Origin of the sequence: Salimicrobium humidisoli (assembly GCF_002295105.1) — a bacterium.
Classification (GTDB): Bacteria; Bacillota; Bacilli; order Bacillales; family Halobacillaceae; genus Salimicrobium; species Salimicrobium humidisoli.
The window spans coordinates 1-16516 of record NZ_NSGH01000031.1 but is presented as its reverse complement, the minus strand read 5'-3'; the positions used below and the strand labels follow the sequence as shown (position 1 = coordinate 16516).

General features: G+C 49.1%; 18 protein-coding genes. All 18 read left to right on the top strand.

Annotated features, from left to right (window positions below; genetic code table 11):
- The first annotated feature begins 368 nt into the window (after positions 1 to 368).
- Complete coding sequence (locus CKW00_RS12870; protein WP_095822896.1) at positions 369 to 1727, top strand: ethanolamine ammonia-lyase subunit EutB; 1359 nt, start codon at positions 369 to 371, stop codon at positions 1725 to 1727.
- 25 nt (positions 1728 to 1752) lie between these two features.
- Positions 1753 to 2574, top strand: coding sequence for an ethanolamine ammonia-lyase subunit EutC (eutC, locus tag CKW00_RS12865; protein ID WP_095822895.1), 822 nt, complete (start codon positions 1753 to 1755; stop codon positions 2572 to 2574).
- 72 nt (positions 2575 to 2646) lie between these two features.
- Positions 2647 to 4083 (top strand): sensor histidine kinase, encoded by a 1437-nt coding sequence (locus CKW00_RS12860; RefSeq protein ID WP_233129786.1) that lies wholly within the window; start codon positions 2647 to 2649, stop codon positions 4081 to 4083.
- On the top strand, positions 4080 to 4667 hold the full coding sequence (locus CKW00_RS12855) for an ANTAR domain-containing response regulator (RefSeq protein WP_095822894.1): 588 nt from the start codon (positions 4080 to 4082) through the stop codon (positions 4665 to 4667). Before CKW00_RS12860 ends, CKW00_RS12855 begins: the two co-directional genes overlap by 4 nt.
- Before the next feature lie 138 nt (positions 4668 to 4805).
- Entirely contained in the window at positions 4806 to 6098 is a 1293-nt protein-coding gene (eutH, locus tag CKW00_RS12850) for an ethanolamine utilization protein EutH (protein ID WP_095822893.1), read from the top strand.
- A gap of 16 nt (positions 6099 to 6114) precedes the next feature.
- Positions 6115 to 6456 carry an ethanolamine utilization microcompartment protein EutS gene (eutS, locus tag CKW00_RS12845; RefSeq protein ID WP_093107095.1) on the top strand — a complete coding sequence of 114 codons (342 nt, stop codon included), beginning with the start codon at positions 6115 to 6117 and terminating at the stop codon, positions 6454 to 6456.
- Positions 6457 to 6472: 16 nt separating this feature from the next.
- The gene (locus tag CKW00_RS12840) at positions 6473 to 6982 is read left to right on the top strand and encodes a EutP/PduV family microcompartment system protein (RefSeq protein ID WP_095822892.1); all 510 of its coding nucleotides are present in this window, start codon (positions 6473 to 6475) and stop codon (positions 6980 to 6982) included.
- Between the two features lie 129 nt (positions 6983 to 7111).
- A complete protein-coding gene (locus tag CKW00_RS12835) occupies positions 7112 to 8545 on the top strand; it encodes an ethanolamine ammonia-lyase reactivating factor EutA (protein ID WP_095822891.1) in 1434 nt (477 codons plus the stop codon).
- A gap of 3 nt (positions 8546 to 8548) precedes the next feature.
- Positions 8549 to 9913 (top strand): ethanolamine ammonia-lyase subunit EutB, encoded by a 1365-nt coding sequence (locus CKW00_RS12830; protein WP_095822890.1) that lies wholly within the window; start codon positions 8549 to 8551, stop codon positions 9911 to 9913.
- Between the two features lie 12 nt (positions 9914 to 9925).
- Positions 9926 to 10858 (top strand): ethanolamine ammonia-lyase subunit EutC, encoded by a 933-nt coding sequence (gene eutC / locus CKW00_RS12825; protein ID WP_095822889.1) that lies wholly within the window; start codon positions 9926 to 9928, stop codon positions 10856 to 10858.
- 3 nt (positions 10859 to 10861) lie between these two features.
- Positions 10862 to 11512 (top strand): ethanolamine utilization microcompartment protein EutL, encoded by a 651-nt coding sequence (gene eutL, locus CKW00_RS12820; protein ID WP_095822888.1) that lies wholly within the window; start codon positions 10862 to 10864, stop codon positions 11510 to 11512.
- Positions 11513 to 11533: 21 nt separating this feature from the next.
- A complete protein-coding gene (locus tag CKW00_RS12815) occupies positions 11534 to 13045 on the top strand; it encodes an aldehyde dehydrogenase family protein (protein ID WP_233129785.1) in 1512 nt (503 codons plus the stop codon).
- A 19-nt stretch (positions 13046 to 13064) separates the two neighbouring features.
- Entirely contained in the window at positions 13065 to 13355 is a 291-nt protein-coding gene (locus CKW00_RS12810) for a BMC domain-containing protein (protein WP_093107109.1), read from the top strand.
- Positions 13356 to 13410: 55 nt separating this feature from the next.
- On the top strand, positions 13411 to 14061 hold the full coding sequence (pduL, locus tag CKW00_RS12805; protein WP_095822887.1) for a phosphate propanoyltransferase: 651 nt from the start codon (positions 13411 to 13413) through the stop codon (positions 14059 to 14061).
- A complete protein-coding gene (locus CKW00_RS12800) occupies positions 14054 to 14659 on the top strand; it encodes a hypothetical protein (RefSeq protein WP_095822886.1) in 606 nt (201 codons plus the stop codon). Before pduL ends, CKW00_RS12800 begins: the two co-directional genes overlap by 8 nt.
- Before the next feature lie 12 nt (positions 14660 to 14671).
- Positions 14672 to 14944 carry a EutN/CcmL family microcompartment protein gene (locus CKW00_RS12795; RefSeq protein ID WP_095822885.1) on the top strand — a complete coding sequence of 91 codons (273 nt, stop codon included), beginning with the start codon at positions 14672 to 14674 and terminating at the stop codon, positions 14942 to 14944.
- Positions 14937 to 15338, top strand: a complete 402-nt coding sequence (locus CKW00_RS12790; protein ID WP_095822884.1) for a BMC domain-containing protein — start codon at positions 14937 to 14939, stop codon at positions 15336 to 15338. Before CKW00_RS12795 ends, CKW00_RS12790 begins: the two co-directional genes overlap by 8 nt.
- Positions 15339 to 15341: 3 nt before the next feature.
- On the top strand, positions 15342 to 16292 hold the full coding sequence (gene mdh / locus CKW00_RS12785; RefSeq protein WP_095822883.1) for a malate dehydrogenase: 951 nt from the start codon (positions 15342 to 15344) through the stop codon (positions 16290 to 16292).
- The last annotated feature ends 224 nt before the right edge of the window (positions 16293 to 16516 follow it).

The following is a 16516-nucleotide window of genomic DNA, read 5'->3' as shown; positions in this document are numbered from 1 at the left end:
GGCTTTCGCCGGCACGACCGGTTGCGGGCCCGCATTCTGATGCATCACCAATTCAAGAACGTAGGCAAGCACCTAGGATAAAGGGGCGGAGGAAAAGATCCTCCACCCCAACATTTGAAATAGAACCTTTTTTGTAACAGCAAAATCGACGGGGGCGCTCCAGCGGTTAAAGTTCAAACAGGAACAGATAATTAAAATATATTCCGTGAAAGCCTTTTCATTTCGCCTGTTCATTTGGTACAATGGTAAAAAGTTTATAAAACGGTGAAGAGGCCGCGACGGGTGCAGAATTCTGTGCCTGTGGCGGTCTTTTTATTTTTACTCCGTTGGACAGATCAGTCTTTCTTACATGGAGAGGGGAAAAAACAGTGAAATTATCCTGTACATTACGAGGAGAAGTTTATCGGTTTCATTCTGTAAAAGAGGTGCTGGCCAAAGCAGGTGAAGAGAAATCCGGGGACTTAATGGCCGGCATCGGGGCCGGTTCATCCCTCGAAAGGATGGCAGCCAAGTATACACTCAGCGAACTTACGCTGAAAGACATTTATGAAAATCCGGTGATTTCTGTGGAAGATGAAGTGACGAGAATCATTTATGAAGATATGAGCCGGACGATTTATCAAGAAATCAGCGGCTGGACGGTGGGAGAACTGCGTGAGTATATATTGAGCCACGATACCGGTGCGGATGATCTGAAAAGAATAAGCCGCGGACTGACGAGTGAAATGATTTCAGGAGTGGCTAAGCTCATGTCGAGTATCGATCTCGTCCTCGGAGCGCAGAAAATGCGGCATGAAGCGCACTGTAATACAACAATCGGCGAACCGGGACGACTTGCTTTCCGCTGCCAGCCCAATCACCCTGTCGATAACCCGGAAGGTATTCTCGCTTCTATAAAAGAAGGATTATCCTACGGTTCGGGAGATGCGGTCATCGGTATCAATCCTAATAATGAAGCAGTGGAATCGGTAGCGAAAATTCTGCATATGAGTCATGATTTTATACAAAAATGGGAGATTCCGACCCAGAACTGCGTACTCGCCCATATTACCACTCAGATGGAAGCGCTGAGACAGGGGGCCCCGGTGGCGCTGATGTTTCAGAGCCTTGCAGGGACGAACGCTGCCAACGACGAGTTCGGGGTGAACGCCGCAATACTTGATGAAGGGTACGAGCTTATGAAATCAAAGGGTACATCCGCCGGGCCGAACTTCTTCTATTTTGAAACAGGGCAGGGCTCGGAGGTTTCCCTCGACGGTCACGAAGGCGTGGATATGCAGACACTGGAAGCGAGAACGTACGGGTATGCAAGGCGCTGGAAGCCTTTTATGGTGAATAACGTTTCCGGTTTTATAGGGCCCGAAACCCTTTTTAACGGGAAACAGATGATCCGCGCAGATCTTGAAGATCTGTTCATGGGGAAGCTTCATAACCTGCCGATGGGCATTGCTCCCACCTACACGAACCACATGCAGGCCGATCAGAATGACCAGGAAATTGCGGGCATGCTGACAGCAGTCGGCGGTGCTAATTTCTACATGGGAGTCCCGGGCGGGGATGACGTAATGCTCAGTTATCAGGATACGAGTTATCACGATGATGCCAGCTTACGTGAGATGCTTGGACTCCGGCCGTTGAAAGAATTCGAGAAATGGTTACAAAAAATGGGTATTATGGAAAAAGGTCGACTGACGGACCGGGCCGGGGATTTATCTATTTTCGACTGAGCACACGGGGAGGAAGGATGTAAAAATGAATATTGAGAAAATCGTTGAGGAAGTGCTTTCCGAAATGGGACGGTCAGAAGAATCCCAGGAAAAACATCTACAATATGAACAGAAGAAAGAGGTGACGGTAGCTGACCCAGTAAGTAAAGAGAATATTGAGTATGTTCAGCGGCTGACACCTGCGCGGATCGGTATCGGAAGAGCTGGAACCCGTATGAGAACGAAAAACTATCTTGATTTCCGGGTGGACCATGCTGCTGCACAGGATGCAGTTTTCAAGGATGTGGAAGATAAGGTCATCGAAAAAATGGGTCTGTCCTTATTAAAATCGAGAGCCGTTTCCATGCAGGAATATCTTATGAACCTGGACGCGGGCAGAAAACTGGATGATGCTTCCGCGGACTGGCTTAAAAACCACGCGGAAAAAGGGGAACAGGTGCAGATCATTGTTTCTGACGGCCTGAGTTCAACCGGAGTGGAGGAGACGGTGCCGGATCTTTATCTTTCTTTGATCCAGGGCCTCGAATCAAAAAATATTACTGTCGGAACGCCCGTGTTCATCAGAAAGAGCAGAGTCTGGATACAGGACGAGGTGGCGGCGCTGACGGATTGTGAACTCGTTATTTCCCTGATCGGAGAACGTCCCGGTCTCGCCACTTCCAAAAGCATCAGTGCTTATATCATCTACAAGCCGGGAGAAGAGAGCGTGGAAGCGGACAGAACCGTATTTTCGAATATCCATGAAGGTGGGGTTCCGCCTGTCGAGGCAGGTGCTTACCTCGCTGACGTCATAGAACGGATGCTCCAGAACCAGGCGAGCGGTGTTGCATTTGCCCGGATAAAATAAAATTTTCGGAATATTGACAAATATTAAATTGATTTATATAATTTACATCACCCGGAGGGGAGAATTTCAGAGGTGAGGGACATACTGGTCATGATTGAAGACGAAGAGATTAAGACTTTATGCAAAGAGCATACGCTGTTATCCGACGATGATATAGAAAAAATTATAGAAGTCAGCAGAACGATGCAGCTTCATGCCGACTTATCAAAAGCGAACGTATTTATAGACTGTGCTCATGCGAAAGAAAACCACGCTGTAGTAGTAGCAGAAGCATCACCACGTACAGCCCCCTCCATTTACGAAAAACGGGTCGTCGGTAATATGGCCTATCAGACCTTCGAACCGGCGGTCATCTACTGTCTGAAGACGGGGAACACTATGACTTCCAACCGGGCTATAACGCAGGAACAGAAGAAAGTGGAACAGAGTGTCGTACCCATCCGGAACGGGCAGGAATCCGTCATCGGGGTTTTGATTATGGAAAAGGACATCAGTGACCGGGAGAACGTACAGCAGGAATTGGAAGCGTTATCAAGAACTACGGAGAAACTGAGTGGTCTGCTTCTTGGCGATGAAGAGAATTACCCGCTCGTGCCTGATCTCATGGAAGAGGCGCTGTTTTTCCTCGGCAAGGAAGGGGAGATCACGTATTCGAACCCCGCTGCCGTAAATCTGCTCCATGAACTGACGGGGGAACACTGCGAATACGGAGCCAGGCTGACTGGTTACCTTCCGGAAATCGAATCCATCGTGAATGCTGATGAAGAACTGCTCGTGAAGGAGCTGGAGACGAAGGGGAAAATATTCAAAGCGAAGAAAATCCGTCTTCCTCACCAGCAGAAATACAACGGTATGTTTCTTATATTGAGAGACCTCACTGATTTGCGGGAGAAGGAGAAAGAGCTGGTCATACAATCTGTGGCGATTCAGGAGATCCACCATCGTGTGAAGAACAATTTGCAGACAGTCGCAAGTCTCCTCAGATTGCAGATGAGACGTGGTATTCCCGAAGAGAGTAAAGTTCATTTCGTGGAAAGTCTCAACCGGATTCTCAGTATAGCCTCCGTCTATGAAGTGATACTTTCAAATAGCAGCATAGATGAAGTGGACATTTATGACTTAAGCAAGCGTATCGGGGATATGCTTGTGTACACATCCGGACATAAAGTGAATATCAGTTATGACGGGGAGAGCATGACTGTAGAATCGGGGCAGGCGGTGTCTGTGGCACTGATAATAAATGAACTGGTCCAGAACTGTTTGAATTACGCCTTCGAAGGGAGGAATCATGGAAAAATATCCATTTCTTTTGAGCAGAATGGGCATGAAAGAGAAGTAGTCGTTCAGGATAATGGAATCGGTTATAAAGAGACAGACAAACCGTCTCTTGGACTTGAGATTGTGAGACGTATGGCTGAACACGACTTATCAGGTTCGTTCACTATCAAAGGGGATCAGGAAGGCACGCGTGCGAGGCTTTCTTTTCCCGGAGAGAGGGGAGAAACATGAGCAAAAGAATACTACTGGTGGAAGATGAATCGATTGTGCGCATGGATATTTCGTTCATACTGCAGGATGCCGGTTTCGACATTGTCGGAGAAGCCGGTGACGGGGAGAAAGCGGTGGAACTGGCTCACGAACAGCAGCCGGATCTGATAATAATGGACATCAAAATGCCGAAAATGGACGGTCTGAAAGCCAGTACCATCATATCGAAACAGTTCAACATTCCTATTCTCCTGCTTACCGCTTACAGCCAGCCCGAATATATCCAAAGAGCGAAAGAGGCCAACATTGTAGGGTATCTCGTAAAACCGATTTCCGAAGACAGGCTTCTTCCTGCGGTGGAGATCGCTCTTCATCAGGGCGAAGTATCGAAGAAGTATAAAGCGGAGATAGAGGAAGTTGAAAATCGGATGGAAACGCGCAAACTGGTGGAAAAGGCCAAAGGTCTCCTGATGGAGCATCTGCACTACACGGAAGAAAAGTCATTCAGGAAAATGCAGGAGATCAGCATGAACAAGCAAGTACCTATGGAAAAGGTAGCGAGAACAGTGATTAAAAAGTACAAAAAGAATTCTGTTTCGGCCTGAGAAATCGATAAAAGTGAATAGCTTACAGCAAAGGTGCTGAAAAAACAGGGTAGGGAACCTTGTTCTTTCAGCATCTTTTTTTTATGGCCGTGTACCCGTGATACGGCTCACTAATATTAGAATGAGGGAGATGGTTTGATGGTTCTTGTCGGGGATATTGTCATTTACATTATCATGATTTGTGCGGTCATAGGGGCCGTAGCTGCTATTAAAAACAGTGAGACAGGGGTCGGAGGTCAGTTCATGGAGGGGCTGCACACTGTAGGGCACATATTCGTACCGGCCGCCGGAATCATGGCTTCCATTCCGTATTTGTCCTGGTTTATCGATACTGTAGTAGGCCCTTTCTTTGAAAGAATAGGAGCAGACCCGGGAATTGCCGCTACAGCGATTATCGCATCCGACATGGGAGGATACCCACTTGCGGGGGCGCTGCAGGAATCATATGAAGGGTGGGCTATGGCACTTGTGGTAGGTTTTACTGCCGGCGCGACAATAGTTTTCTCCATACCTATGGGTCTTGCGATGCTTGATAAGCGTGATCACAAATACATGGCCCTCGGCGTGATGTCTGGGCTCCTTACGATACCGGTAGGCGTTTTTATTTCGAGTGTCATCATGACTATGACGAATACTAAAATCCGGACCGAGCTTTCGACGAATACCGAATCAGCTTATGAATTCGCTCTCAGTTACGGAAAGATTTTTCTTAACCTGACACCGCTTCTGATTTTCGTGGCGGTACTGGCTGCCGGCCTTTATTTCTTCGCAGACCGGATGATTGTAGGGTTTATGTGGTTCGGAAGGATTATGGATGCCGGTATTAAACTGGTACTCGTATTTTCCATCGTGGAAATCTTCACCGGTTTTTTCTCAACGGTATTCGGCGGATGGGGATTCGACCCGATCATGGCTGATTCAGAAGATCAATTCCGGGCTCTTGAGACAGCCGGATATATCGGAATCATGCTGGCCGGTGCTTTTCCGATGGTATATCTGTTGCAAAAGTATGCCTCCCGTCCTCTCGAAGCAATGGGACGGAGTATCGGACTCAGTAAAATCGGAAGTGCCGGAATTATCGCTACAATCGCCAATATACTGGCAATGTTCAAGCTGGTCAGAGAGATGCCTCCGAAAGATAAAGTGCTGAATATCGCTTTCGGTGTCTGTGCTGCGTTTCTTCTCGGGGACCACTTATCATTTACGGCCAACTTTCAGCCGACTATGATTTTTCCGGTCATCGTCGGTAAATTCACAGCAGGTGTCCTTGCCATCGGAGTCGCTTACTATTTATCCGTACCGAAAGCCCGGGAACTGGAACGGATCGATCGTGAGACGGGCGTTATAGGGAAAGATGAGTATCTGCAGGGAGAAGCTCAGGAAGAGAAAGTGGCAGCTTCCGGACAGAATCCGAAAACGGAAGCTAAATAAGCGGGAGGTGAAGGAAGTGGATGAAGAAAAAAAGAGATTTATTCAGGAATTCGTGCCCGGAAAGCAGGTGACACTGAGTCATCTGATAGCAAATCCGGATGTCGATATGTTTGAAAAACTTGGTATCGAAGAGTCGGGAGCGCTTGGTATTCTAACCCTTACGCCGAGTGAAACAGTGATCATTGCCGGAGACTACGCGACAAAAGCGGCTCACGTAAGTATAGGTTTTCTCGATCGCTTCACAGGCAGTCTCGTTTTGACAGGAAGTGTTTCGGAAGTGGAGACATCGATGAAAGAAGTGAATCGTTTTCTGGAGGAGAACCTTGGATACACTCCGTCCAGGCTGACGAAATCGTAACCCGGGAGGCTTATGAATGAGAAACCGAGGGATGCTGGTAGGAGCTATCGGAGCGGGAAAATCAACGCTTTCGAAAGCCCTGCTCGGCTACGAAGCGAAAGCTATGAAAACACAGAGCCTCACTTACGAGGACTGGCTGGTGGATACGCCGGGAGAATATACGGAGAACCCGATGCACTATAAGAGCATTATGGCGACGGCCATGGAAGTGACGCACGTCCTCTACGTGCAGGATGCTACGAACCGGAAGATGATTTTTCCACCCGGATTCAGTACCGGCACAGGCAAACTGCCGATAGGGATAGTTACAAAAACGGACGCTGAAGAAGCCGATGTGGAGAGAGCGGTGAAACTGCTGCGGAAAGTCATACCGAAAGGCCCGGTCGTGCTGGCCTCTGCCTATAAAAAAGAAGGACTGGAAGAGATTAAAGCGCTTGTGTCCTGTTCGACTATCCAGGAGATGAGAGATTACACAGAAAAGTCTGAAAAGAAGAACGTTCTTTTTCATGAAAGCCTTTACAAATAAACAGATTTCTATTATTATAACCTTAATAAGTGAATCTATCGGAGGCGAAGGCGCCTTATATACCTGTCGGAAGTGCGGCAGGTGTGTAAGGCGTCTTTTTTTGTCTTTCCGGAAAGAGGGGGTGCAGGTTTGGCCGGTACAGAGGTGATTTTAAGCGCAGGGATCGACATTGGTACAAGTACGACGAAGATTGTGATCAGCCGTCTTTCCCTCCGTAACACTGCAGGGCAGACTCATATGCCCCGGATTGAAATAACCGATACGGAAGTCATTTACGAAAGTCCGATCTTCCGTACTCCCCTCAAAGGGGACACCTCCATAGATATGGCGCAGGTGGAGGATCTCATTTCCCGTGAATACAAAAACGCCGGTGTGGAACCGGGAGACATTCAAACAGGGGCCGTCATAATAACCGGGGAGACTGCGACAAAGTCCAACGCCAGGGAAATGATAGACCGTCTTTCCACGCACGCCGGAGAATTTCTTGTAGCGACTGCCGGACCGGACCTTGAAGGTATTATAGCTGCGAAAGGATCCGGAGCTTACGCTTTATCCAGAAAAACGAATAAAACTGTCGCTAATATCGATATCGGCGGAGGTACCGCAAATACAGCGGTATATAAACACGGCAATCTTCTCGGCACCTGTACTCTGCATGTCGGGGGGAAGCTGGTGGAGTTCGAAAATGGAACCGTTTCTTATACGGCTCCTGCAGTGGATCAGCTGGCAAAAGAACATAACTGGACCTTTGAACAGGGAGAAAGTATTTCCCGGGAAATATTAAATGAACTTGCCGGTTGCATGAAAGAAGCTGTCATCGGAATGTTGAAAGGAACAATGAAAGAGAGCCCGCTTTTGATCGGTCAGCCCCCGGAGTGGAAGGAAGATATCGACATCATCATGTTCTCCGGAGGAGTAGCGGAATGTATTTATAACGAGGAGAGCTGTAAAGAGAAGGGCATATATGACGACATAGGCCCAACGCTTGCCGAAGTCCTGAGAAACAGCTCTGAACTTGGTGAATTCGAGTGGCGGGTCCCTGATGAGACCGTCCGGGCGACGGTCCTCGGGGCCGGCACTCAGACAACGGAAATAAGCGGTTCGACAATCCAGGTGGATGAGGGGACGCTTCCGCTCAGAAACATACCGGTAGCCGAATTCCGATTCAGCGGGGAATGGAAAGAAGACATAGATCGGCTGGACTATTTCCTGGAGCAGGCTCTGACTTTATATGATCCGGAGAGAGAAGGGAATGCGTTCGCCGTCTATTTCGACGATATCCCTCTCCTCGGGTTCAAAACGATCCAGGAACTGGGAGACCGGCTGGCGGAATTATACAGTAAATATCATATAAACACGCCGCTCATTATCGTAATGGAGAGGGATTTAGCCAAGTCACTGGGACAATCCCTGCATATAAGGCACAAAGAGATGGAGATCGTTTGCATCGATCAGATCAGGGTGGAAAACGGAGATTATATAGATGTCAGCACACCGCTCAATTCTGAAGTTGTGCCGGTGGTCATAAAGACACTCACGTTCCATGGAGGGGAGGAGGAATAGGTTTTGAATCTGAAGACGACACATTTGAACGAAACATATCAGTTCGGTTCTTTAAAAGAACTGTTCGCCAAAGCCAATGAAGAAAAATCCGGAGACCGGCTGGCAGGAGTAGCCGCTGAATCGGTCCAGGAAAGAATTGCTGCAAAAACCGTGCTCAGCGATATTCTGTTGAAGGATATAAGGGAAAACCCGCTGCTTTCCCCGGAAGAAGACGAAGTATCCCGCGTCATCGAGGGAGAGATGAACGAATCCGTATATGAAGCTGTGAAGCAGTGGAGCGTGGCGGAACTGAGAGAACACATACTGTCCACCGATACTAGCGGAGAAGATATTAAAAGAATCTCCCGCGGCCTTAACAGTGAAATGATCGCAGCAGTCGCAAAGCTGATGTCCAACCTTGATCTTGTACACGCAGCGAACAAACTGGAGATCTTGACGAAATGTAATATCACTATCGGTCAAAAAGGTACCCTCGCTTCCCGACTGCAGCCGAATCATCCGACTGACAGTGTCGAGGGGATGCTCGCTTCATTGAGGGAAGGTCTCTCCTATGGAAGTGGAGATGCGGTGATCGGAATCAATCCGGTCGAAGAGTCGGTCGAGAGTGTGAAAAGGATGCTTCATGCAACGAAGGATTTTATGAATGAGTGGGAGATACCATCGCAAAATTGCGTTCTTGCCCACGTCAACGCCCAGATGAAAGCTATGGAGCAGGGAGCGCCGGCAGATATGATCTTCCAGAGTATCGCTGGTACGGAACGCGCCAATAAATCTTTCGGTATAAATGCAGAACTGTTGCGAGAAGCGAATGCTCTGGCGAAAACGATGGGGACGGGGACCGGTCCGCAAAGGCTCTATTTCGAAACCGGTCAGGGGTCGGAATTATCTGCCGAGGCACATGAAGGTATAGATCAGCTGACTCTGGAGTCCCGGAATTACGGGTTCGCACGACACTATGACCCATTCATCGTTAACACAGTGGTCGGATTCATCGGTCCGGAATATTTGTACAATACAAAACAGGTGATACGCGCAGGTCTCGAAGATCATTTCATGGGTAAAATGCATCTTCTTCCTATGGGAGTGGATATCTGCTATACGAACCACATGAAAGCCGATCAGAACGATATGGAAGACCTGGGCGTACTCCTCAGCACGGCCGGCGTAAACTTCGTCATTGCTACCCCTATGGGGGATGACTGCATGCTGAACTACCAGTCGATGAGTTTCCACGACATAGCTACACTGAGAGAAACGTTCGGTCACCGCCCTTCGCCGGAGTATGAAACCTGGCTTGAAAAGATGGGAATCATGGAAAATGGCCGACTTACAGCAGCGGCGGGAGACCCGACTATATTCCTGAAGTAGGAGGTGAGTATGATGGATAGACAACTGGTGGAAGAAGTAACGCGGATGGTCGTGGAGCGGATGGGTGAGAAGAAGCCCGAAGCCCGGGCAAGGTTATGGAGTCATAATGACAAAGCCCCTTCGTATGAAGCGGTAGGTCAGGAAAGGGAAGAAGAGGAAGTCGGCGGAAAAGCAAAACTTTCTTCATTTCCAAAGGCAGAAAAATCTCCTCCTTCCCGTACGGAAGAAACAGAGAACGATTCCGGCGATCTTAAGGAGCTTATAAAGAAAACACCTGCCCGCATAGGGGTGGGCAGAGCGGGAGTAAGACCTAAAACGAAGACGTGGTTAAAGTTCCGTTACGATCATGCTGCAGCTGTCGACGCTGTTTTCGGACAGGTGGACAGCAGTCTGCTGGAAACCCTGGACCTGTTTACGGTACGTACGAAAGTGACGGATCAGGACACCTATATACGGCGCCCGGACTATGGGCGACGCTTATCGGAGGAGGGGGAGAAAAAGATTCTGGACTCATGCCGGAAACGTCCTTCGGTGCAGATTATCGTGTCGGACGGACTGAGTTCGAAAGCGGTGGACGAAAATCTCGAAGACGTCTACCTTTCCCTGAATCAGTCGCTTGAAGCACTGGGCATCGAAACCGGAACTCCGTTCTATATCGATAAAGGAAGAGTGGCCGTCATGGACCACGTGGGAGAAATACTCGAGCCTGACGTCGTCTGCCTGCTTGTCGGGGAAAGACCCGGACTTGTAAGTGCCGAATCGATGAGTGCCTATCTTTGCTACAGGCCAAGAATAGGGACGATTGAATCAGAACGTCAGGTGGTCTCCAATATTCATCGCGGAGGCACACCCCCTGTCGAAGCAGGAGCGTATCTCGGAAGCGTAATCGAAAAGATTCTTGACTACGGAGCGAGTGGTGTCGAGCTCGTGAAGAAGGAAGGGTAAAAGATGATACGACCGGTATATGCAGAGATGCTTGCAACGCGCATTATTCCGAATGTAGATAAGCAGCTGGCCCGGCAATTCGGGCTCGGGCCGAGTCATCGGAGTCTCGGAATGTTCACCGTCACACTGGATGATGTGGGGGTCACCGCGCTGGATGAGGCTACCAAACGTGCAGATGTAGACGGGGTGTATGCCGCTTCCTTTTACGGGGGCTCGGATTATCCTTCGGGGCCGCTGTCGGGGGAGTTTCTCGGAGTTCTTGCCGGCCCGGATCCCGAGGAAGTAAGAAGCGGTATGGATGCCGTGAAACAGATGGTGGAGAGCGGAGCGCACTTTGAAGCGCTGGACGAATCAGAAGCCCATCTTCTCTACGCTCACGTTGTCTCAAGAAGTGGTACTTTTCTTTCGAAAGAAGCAGGAGTGAAAGAAGGCGAAGCAATCGCCTACCTGATAGCCCCGCCGCTGGAATCGATATATGGCGTCGATGCAGCTCTGAAAGCCGCGGAAGTCAGTATGGCCGTTCACTACGGTCCGCCGACAGAGACGAATTTTGGAGGAGCGCTTCTGACAGGTTCGCAGTCTGCCTGTCAGGCTGCGGCAGATGCGTTCCGGGATGCGGTCCGGAGTATTGCGGATTCACCATTAAGTAAGTGACAGGAAAGGAGTGAAGCAGCCGTGGAACTTGATAAAGACCTGCGATCAGTGCAGGAAATGAGAACGGCAGTCAAACTGGCAAATAAAGCACAGAAAGAGTTCGAATCCTTCAGCCAGGCCGAGGTCGACCACATCGTGAAAAGTGTGGCTGATGCCGCCTTCAAAGAGTCGGGACGACTGGCTCAGATGGCTGTACAGGAAACAGGGATGGGCGTCGCCGAGCATAAGAAGATTAAAAATGAAGTAGGTTCGAGGGACGTCTATGAATCAATCAAAGATGAGAAGACAGTCGGAGTCATCTCGGAAGATACGGTAAATAAAGTTACAGAATTCGCCTATCCGTTCGGGGTAGTCGCAGGAATCATTCCAACGACCAACCCGACTTCCACCGCCTTTTTCAAAACCCTGATTTCGTTGAAAGGCCGTAACGGTATCGTGGTAAGTCCACACCCGTCCGCTGTGAAATGTACGGTGGAGGCGCTGCGGGTCTGCCGGGAAGCTGCAGAAAAAGCCGGCGCACCTGAAGGACTGGTCGGCTGGATTTCGGAACCTTCCATGCCGGCAACGAAAGAGCTGATGTCGCACCGGGACATTGACGTAATACTGGCAACCGGAGGGGGAGGGCTGGTGAGAGCCGCCTACAGTTCCGGTAAACCGGCATATGGTGTGGGGCCCGGCAACGTCCCTGTATATCTGGAGAAGAGCTGTAATGTTCAGAAAGCAGTGAAACAGGTAGTGGACAGTAAAACGTTCGATAACGGCACGATCTGTGCCACGGAACAGGCGATTGTCGTCGACAAAAATATCAAAGACATGGTCGTCCGTGAACTGAAGAACAACAATGTTTACTTCCTCGAGGGGGAAGAAAAACGGAAAGTCGAAGATGTCATTTCTCCGGTGCGCGGCAAGCTGAATCCGAAAATCGTCGGGAAAGCTGCCACTGTCATCGCCGAAATGGCCGGAGTGCAGGTCCCTTCGGATACGAGGTTACTGATCGCCGAAGAAGATCAGGTGGACAAACAGGTACCGTTCTCCATTGAAAAACTGTCGCCGATTTTTCCGTTGTATACGTCAAGGGACAAAGAAGAAGCGAAAGAAAGATGTATCGAACTTCTGGATTTGGGAGGACGCGGCCATTCTCTCGCGATACACACGAATGATGACAAAGTAGCAAGAGAGTTCGGCGAAACGATGCCGGTATCGCGGATGATGGTGAATACGCTCGCGAGTATCGGGGCTGTGGGAGCCACCACCGGGCTGAAAGCTTCGATGACGCTGGGCTGTGGGTCGTACGGAGGTAATATTACATCGGATAATATTACCGCAAAACATCTGATTAACATTAAAAGGATGGCGTACGGTATCAAAGAAGTGAGTATTCCGGAAGCGGGAACAGTTTCTGAAAGCTCCTATACAAAAGAAGAGCCGGACATTGAACAGGTGGTGTCGGAAGTTCTCGGCAAAGTTGATCACAGCAAGGTCGATAAGGCGACTGTAGCACAGATAGTGGATAAAGTTTTACAAAAATATTAATCCTTAGGAGGAATTTACAATGGCACTAAACGGAGCGCTTGGAATGATTGAAACTAAAGGTCTGGTAGCATCAGTGGAAGCAGCGGACGCAATGGTGAAAGCGGCAAACGTCAATCTTGTAGGAAAAGTACACGTCGGTGGCGGTATCGTCACGATTCTCGTAAGTGGTGACGTAGGTGCGGTTAAAGCGGCTACGGAATCAGGAAGCGCAGCAGCTCAACGCGTAGGGGAACTGAAATCCGTTCATGTTATCCCACGTCCGCACAACGAGCTTGAAAGTATCCTGCCAAAGATGGATATTAACCAATAATCCGCACTCCTCTGTCTGTCCGGACAGGAGAACGTGACGAGGAGGATACAGTTTTATGGAAAAAACAGATATGGAAACCATTGTAGAGGAAGTTATGGCAAAACTGGAAAGACGATCGTCTGGAGGGGTCCCCATCGGGATCTCGGCCAGGCATTGTCATTTAGACCGGTCGAGCCTTCATACGTTATTCGGTGAAGGTTTCGAATTGAGTAAGAAGGCTGATTTATCCCAGCCCGGGCAGTTCGCCGCAAACGAAACTGTGACCATAGCGGGGCCGAAAGGAACGATTCCGAACGTACGGATCCTCGGTCCTCTGAGGCCTGTATCCCAGGTGGAAGTTAGCCGTACGGATGCATTCAAGCTGGGAGGTAACCCTCCTGTGAGACTCTCCGGCGACATCGGAGGTTCTGCCCCCGTCACCCTGATTGGACCGAAAGGCAGTATATATTTAAAAGAAGGACTGATCATCGCTAAAGCTCACATACACATGCATCCGGATGACGCGACTTTCTATAACGTGACAAATGGTGAAGAAGTGGATGTAAAAGTTCGTGGAGAAGGAAGAACGTTGACTTTCTCGGAAGTAGTCATCCGCGTATCGGATAAGTATCGGCTGGATATGCACGTCGATACGGACGAAGCGAATGCCGCAGCTTTGCAAAAGAATGCTGAAGGTTCTCTTATAAAGGCGGATAAAGATGGCTGACCGGGGTATGATTGAAGAAATCGTCAGGAAAGTGCTTAATTCAATGAATGTCCCTGTCCGTCCGGATCTTTATGTAATTCAAAGGAGCGAACCTGCCCGGGAGTTACTCGAAAGACTCGAGAAGGACTGGGTGGTCAAGTGGGTGAATCCTCTTCATTCCGACTATCCGGACGAGGCCGGTGCTGTCTATTTTCCGGCCATGGATCAGGACTTTCTGGTGAAAAGTTCGCTCGGAATTGCGGATACGGCGGAAACCTGGTGGTTCGCACGGCTGATGAAAAATAAGACGACTGTATACGTAACGCTTGAGGGGGAGACGGCCGGCTTGTTGAATGATACTTCTCCTTACGCCACCATGGTGAGTGAATACGTTTCGAAACTGGAAACTTTTTCAGTGAAAGTGACGGATAAAGGTTCGGAAGTACTGCCCGAGAAGCAGGAAGAACCATCTCCGAACGTTTACCCCGATAAGCTGCTTACAGCCACAGAGATAGAGAAGTGGAGATATAAAGAGATATATGTGCGGAAGGGGACGATTATCACTCCTTTGGCAAAGGACGCTGCACGGGATAGAGAAATTGGAATTCTCTACACGTAAGGAGAGGACATTATGATTATAGGAGAAGTGATTGGAAACATATGGGCTACGAGAAAAGAAGAAGGCCTGACCGGGATGAAATTTCTTGTCATCCAGCCGGTGAAAAAAGAAGAAAACTCTTTTGTAGCCGTAGATAGAATAGGAGCGGGGGTCGGGGACAAAGTGCTTGTAACCCGGGGGAGCGCGAGTACTCTTGGTCCAGACCCCGTTAACGGTCCGATTGACGCGATAATAATCGGGATCATTGATTCCGTAGAAGTGGAAAGGGGTGGAATGAATGGCTAAAGCCTTAGGCATGATTGAAACGAGAGGTCTTGTCGGTTCTATAGAAGCAGCGGACGCAATGGTGAAGTCTGCAAACGTAACGTTAGTGAAACAGGAAAAAATCGATGCAGCACTGGTGACTGTCCTTGTAGAAGGGGATGTGAGCGCCGTACAGGCGGCTGTTGATGCTGGGAAAGAGGCGGCATCACGAGTCGGGGAACTGATCGGTCATCACGTTATCCCGCATCCGGATGACGAAACGAAAACCGTTTTGGAAAAAGACGGGAAAGAAAGCGTGAACACGGATACGATCGCTAAGCCTTCCCCTGCGACGCCGGCGTCCCCGAAGAAGAAACAAAGCTCAAGCCAGTCCAAACAGAAAACTGCTGAGAACGGAAGCGGAAAGGAAGCGTAACTGATGGCTCACTTCAAACGCAGAAAAATTGCTGTAATAGGTGCCGGGTTCACCGGAACGACTACAGCTCTCATGATTGCTCAAAAAGAACTGGGAGATGTGGTGCTTGTAGATATTCCTTCCATGGAAAAGCCTGCCCGGGGCAAGGCCCTGGATATGCTTGAAGCCGGGCCTGTACAAAGATTCGATGCCGTTATTACCGGGACCTCCGACTATAAAGACATTGAAGATGCAGATATGGTCATTATCACCGCAGGGATCCCCAGGAAACCGGGGATGAGTCGTGATGAACTCGTGGAAACCAATGCCGGAATCATGAAAGATGTGTCTGCTCAGGTGAAAAAGTATGCACCTGAGAGCTATATTCTTATATTGAGTAATCCTGTCGACGCAATGACCTACACTTGTTTCAAAGAAACCGGATTCCCGAAAAATAGAGTGATCGGTCAATCGGGTATTCTCGATACGGCCAGATTCAATACGTTCGTGGCGCAGGAGCTCGGCGTGTCCGTGGAAGACGTCACAGGTTTTGTGCTCGGAGGTCACGGCGACAGCATGGTGCCTCTCGTACGCTACTCCAATGCCGGAGGAATCCCCCTCGATAAACTGATCGACGAAGAACGTATGGAAGCTATCGTCGAAAGGACGAGAAAAGGGGGCGGAGAAATTGTCGGGCTGCTTGGAGAAGGAAGCGCCTACTACGCTCCTGCAGCTTCTCTCGTGCAGATGGTTGAAGCTATCATCAAAGATAAAAAACGCATTCTTCCTTCTATTGCATATCTCGAAGGAGAATATGGATACAAAGACATTTATCTCGGCGTGCCGACTATTCTGGGGGGCAACGGAATTGAAAGTGTAATCGAACTGCCGCTTCGAAAAGAAGAGAAAGATGCGCTCGATAAGTCCGCGGCAGCAGTTGAGAAAGTGATTACATCTTTGAAAAAACAGTTATGAACGACTATCTGCAATAAACCTCTGTTCAGCCCTTTGTGACGGGCGTCCGGAGGTTTGTTTTTCGTCATTACAGTAAAAGATTTTCGGAACGAAAAGAGTCTGGGACATAACTAACTCGGACTCGTAGTAAAAAAACTCCGATCATCGTAAAAAGATGATCGGAGCTTTTTCGATATCGGTCTTTCCAGTCTCCAGAGGCAGAATTTGCGATGGTGGCGTTGTAT